The following is a 4256-nucleotide window of genomic DNA, read 5'->3' on the forward strand; positions in this document are numbered from 1 at the left end:
ACCTGTACCTGCGCGAGCAGGGCGGCGATGGCCGGCGCAACGCCGCGATGGACTATGCGCAGGCCATTACCGACATGGCGCGCAACAACATTTTCCGCGGCGACATGCTCCCCAAGAACTTCGGCGTGTCGCGCCCTGGGCGCGCGGTGTTCTACGACTACGACGAGCTGTGCCTGGTCAGCGACTGCAACTTCCGCGCGTGGCCGACGCCGCGCAACGAAGAAGACGCCTTGGCCGACGAGCCGTGGTTCCAGATCGGGCCGCGGGATGTCTTCCCCGAGCGCTTCTGGATGTTCATGGGCTTGCCGGCAGCCGAGCTGGCCGCCGTGCGCGAGCGCTTCGGGCATCTGTTCGACCCGGCGTGGTGGCAGGGCCTGCAGGCGCGCTTCGCGACGGGCGATTTTCCCGATACCCCGCCTTATGCGGCCAGCCATAGGTTGGCATGATTGGCCGGCAGTGCCTGCCTGCGCTACGCTTCGGTGCATCCACAAGGAGCAGGTGCGATGCGTTCATTCCATATTCTTGCGCTGGCCCTCGCCGTCGGCGGTGTCGGTATGTCCATGGTCCCCGATGCAGCCTCGCAATCGCGGCGGGAGGTGCGTCAGCAAGCCGAGGCCAGCATGGTGCTCACTGGCCAGATCGATATCGGCACGGATGGCCAGGTCGAGGCGTTCCAGATCGACAAGCGCGGCCAGGTCAACGATGCCATCGCCCGGTTTGTCGAGGGCGCGGTGCAGGCCTGGCGGTTCCAGCCGGTGCTGGTCGATGGGCAGGCGGTCAAGGCGCGCAGCCCGGTCAGTCTTCGCCTGGGCGGCAGGATCAATCCCGATGGCGGCCAGCAGGTGACGCTGCTTGCCGCCAGTTTCCAGCAGTACGACCCCACCGCCACAGACGACGTGACCCGGCTGAAGATGCCCCCGCCGGCGTATCCGGAAGACGTCTATCGTGCCGGCGGACGCGGCGACGTTCTGTTGCTGGTACAGGTGGGCCGCGATGGCAAGGTCATGGACGTGGCGACAGAGCAGGTCAACCTGCGCGTGATTGCCAATGAGGCCGCCATGCGCCAGATGCGCGACAAGCTGTCCCGGGTCTCGATGGCGGCCGCGCGCAAATGGACCTTCAAGGCACCCACCACCGGGGAGCACAAGGAGGACGCGAGCTGGACCGTACGCGTGCCGGTCACCTTCGCCTTCCATGGTGAAGAGATGCGCTACGGCAAGTGGGATGCCTATATCCCTGGACCGCGCCAGCAGGCCCAGTGGCGCGCGGACAAGGCGCTGGGCGCCGATGCCAATGCCGATCTGCTGCCGGCCGGCGGCGTTTTCATGGCCGATGCCGCAAGCAAGGGCCCGCAACTGCTGACCCCGCTCGGCGGCTGATCCGACGGGATGCGGTCGGCATACGCATCGACTGGCGCCGCGTCGCTGTCGCAGAATTGACCGGCACGCTTTGCTAGGCTGGCCGTCCCATCAGGACAAGGAGTCATGAAGATGCAGTCATCATTGCGTTGGATGTTGGCCTTCGGGCTGGGCGTGGCGAGCGTGGCCGGCATGGTCGAGGGGGTCGTGGCAGCGCCAAGCATGCGGGCGCTGCAGGACCAGGTGGAATCGAGCATGCGCATCAAGGGCAGCCTGGACATCGGTGCCGACGGCCGGGTAGTTGCGGTGCGTCTGGACCAGCAGGACGCGATCCCCGCCGGCGTGGTCGGCTTCGTCAAGGAATCGATGGCCGGCTGGGAATTCGAGCCGACGCTGCAGGATGGAAAGGCGGTGCCCATCACCACGCCGGTCTCGCTGCGCGTGGTCGGCAAGGTCCAGGGCGATGGCAGTGCACGGATCGAGATCCGCAGCGCCAGTTTCATGGACTATCGGGAAGACGACCTGACCCGGCCGGCGCGGCTGAGCGGTTCGGTGCCGACCTATCCGGTGCGCACCGCCGGTCGCGGTGCCGCCGCCGACGTGTTCCTGCTGATCCAGGTGGGCCGCGATGGCAAGGTGCGCAATGTCGCCGCCGAGCAGGTCAACCTGCGCGTGCTGGTGCCACCGCGCCAGCTCGACACGGTCCGCACTGCATTTGCCAACAGTGCCATCCAGGCCGTCCGTGACTGGCAGTTCCGCATCCCCACGCAGGGCCCATTGGCCGATCGCGAGACCTGGGTGGTGCGGTTCCCGGTGCGCTACGCCGACCAGCGTCCCTCGGGTGACGTTCCCGCATGGGAACCGTACCTGCCCGGCCCGCGCCAGCGGGCGGCGTGGCAGCAGCCCGAGCGCGTGACGGTAGCGCCGGACGCGCTGGGTGACGGCGTGTATGTGGCCGGCGACACCCGCGGCCCGGTACTCAAGACGGTGCTCGGCCAGGGCTGAGCCGCCGTCGTCGGCGTCGCTGTGGATCAGCGGCGCCGAGGTGGCCCCGGCGCCGCCCGCATCCTCACGCTTGCGGGTACACCACCGTGCGGTTGCGGCCCTGTTCCTTGGCCATGTACAGCGCCTTGTCGGCAAGTCGCAGCGCCTGCAGCGGGTCGTCGTGGTAGCTGGGGTAGTGAGCCACGCCGAGTGACACCGTGACCGAGCCGACCTCTTCGAACACCTCGGCCGCCACCTGCCGGCGCAGGCGCTCGGCGATGCGTACCGAGGCCTCGGTGTCGATGCCCGGCAGCAGGATCAGGAATTCCTCGCCGCCGTTGCGGCACAGCAGGTCGGTATCGCGCGAATCGTCGCGCATCAGCTGCGCGATGCGCAGGATCACCGCGTCGCCCACCGCATGCCCGAAGCGGTCGTTGATGGTCTTGAAGCGGTCGATGTCCAGCGCGATGATCCCGAACGGCTGCCCGCGCGCCTGCCAGTCCTCCAGCCCCTGCTGCAGCCCGCGCCGGTTCTGCAGGCCGGTGAGCGGGTCGGTCATGCTGGCACGGTTGAGCTTGCCGATACGGTCCTGCAGCAGGTTGAAGCTGTACAGCAGCGCCTGCTTGAGCTGTGCCACTTCGTAGTACCAGGCGCGGATGCTGCTGACATGGCGGATGGCGATGCCGGTGTCGCGGTTCTGCACGTTGCGCGCCAGCTGCCACAGCGGCAGCGAGATGCGCCGGGCAAACCACCAGGTGATCAGCAGCGACAGCACGCCCAGCGGTATGGCGTTCCAGATCACCGCTGCCATCAGCGTGGACAGCGCCGACAGCGTCGCCTCGGTCGGACGCTGGGCAACCACACCCCAGCCGACGATCGGCACCGGCGCATAGCCGGCCAGCATCTGCACGCCGTGGCTGTTGCGCACATGCTGGGCGCCGGAGTGGCCCTTGCTGACCGCCTGCACCACCGGGTTTTCCATCGCGACCTGACCGACCCGGGCCGGCTCGATGTGGTACAGGATGCGGCCGTTGCGGTCGACCACGTACAGGTAGGAGCCATCGCGGTAGTAGTGCTTGCCCAGCAGCGTCTGCAGGATGCTGCGCTCGCGCAGGTAGATGGTGCCGCTGACGTAGCCCTTGTACTGGCCCTGCGCGCTGAAGATCGGGTGCGAGATCGCCACCAGCAGCCGTCCCGTGGCGGACTGGTAGGGATCGCTGATGAACGGCATGCGCCGCGCCAGCGCTTCCTTGTTGCCGCGGCTGTTGAGCACCACGCCCTGCAGGGCCAGGCTCTGCGGCGAGGTAGCCAGCACGGTGCCGGCCGGGTCCACGATCAGCACCGAATTGAAACTGTTGGTCTGCAGCTGCAGGCGCGCCGCCTCGGCTTCAAGTTCGCTGCGGTCGTGCGCGCGCTGGCCCAGCGTGGTGGCGCTGTAGGCCAGCTGCTGCTGCGCGGACTGGATGAAGTTCTGGGTGGTCTCGGCCAGCTTGCTGGCATACACCCGATTGGCTTCCAGGGTATTGCCGATCAACTGCTCGCGCTGCACCCGGTAACTGGCGTGCAGCGTGTTGGCCAGCGCGATCAGGGCACTGAGCAGGGCCAGGGCAAGGATCAGCTTGCCGAGGTTGAGGCGGGTCGAAAACGGGCGCATGGGGGCGTTCAGACTGGCAGGGTGCAGCGCCAGCCGAGGGACGGATGGAACGGCAACGGTGGAGCAATCAGGAGCGCACGATTTCCCCGCTCCCGGGCGGACTACGGTCACGGCGCGGATTATTGCGGATTCCGCAGCCGCGTGGGTGAAGCGGTTGCGTGTCGCAGCACTCAGCGCTCCAGGCGCTTGCGCAGCACGCTGCGCACGTTGCCGGCCGTGCTGGCATCCAGCGGTGCCAGCACGCCGCGCACGTGTGCGGG

The 4256-nt window shown here is 67.9% G+C and carries 4 protein-coding genes; 3 read left to right on the forward strand and 1 reads right to left on the reverse strand.

From position 1 onward, the window contains the following. The 3 genes from ACXJKH_RS16085 to ACXJKH_RS16095 form a co-directional block, all read left to right on the forward strand. Window positions 1–446: isocitrate dehydrogenase kinase/phosphatase-domain containing protein (locus ACXJKH_RS16085; protein ID WP_457320791.1), on the forward strand; the 446-nt coding region annotated here is incomplete at its 5' end. A 57-nt stretch (window positions 447–503) separates the two neighbouring features. Then, window positions 504–1379: an energy transducer TonB gene (locus tag ACXJKH_RS16090; protein ID WP_457320793.1), complete on the forward strand. Its 876-nt coding sequence runs from the start codon at window positions 504–506 to the stop codon at window positions 1377–1379. Between the two features lie 111 nt (window positions 1380–1490). After that, window positions 1491–2363, forward strand: coding sequence for an energy transducer TonB (locus ACXJKH_RS16095; protein ID WP_457320795.1), 873 nt, complete (start codon window positions 1491–1493; stop codon window positions 2361–2363). 64 nt (window positions 2364–2427) lie between these two features. Here the strand turns inward: ACXJKH_RS16095 and ACXJKH_RS16100 are convergent, their stop codons facing one another. Next, on the reverse strand, window positions 2428–3996 hold the full coding sequence (locus tag ACXJKH_RS16100; protein ID WP_457320797.1) for a sensor domain-containing diguanylate cyclase: 1569 nt from the start codon (window positions 3994–3996) through the stop codon (window positions 2428–2430). Window positions 3997–4256: the final 260 nt, after the last annotated feature.

It is taken from the genome of Stenotrophomonas sp. P5_B8 (assembly GCF_054049855.1).

Bases quoted from the DNA above. Each gene is read 5' to 3' on its own strand.
- ACXJKH_RS16090 (WP_457320793.1), top strand. From the start codon at position 504: ATGCGTTCATTCCATATTCTTGCGCTGGCCCTCGCCGTCGGCGGTGTC.
- ACXJKH_RS16095 (WP_457320795.1), top strand. From the start codon at position 1,491: ATGCAGTCATCATTGCGTTGGATGTTGGCCTTCGGGCTGGGCGTGGCG.
- ACXJKH_RS16100 (WP_457320797.1), bottom strand. From the start codon at position 3,996: ATGCGCCCGTTTTCGACCCGCCTCAACCTCGGCAAGCTGATCCTTGCC.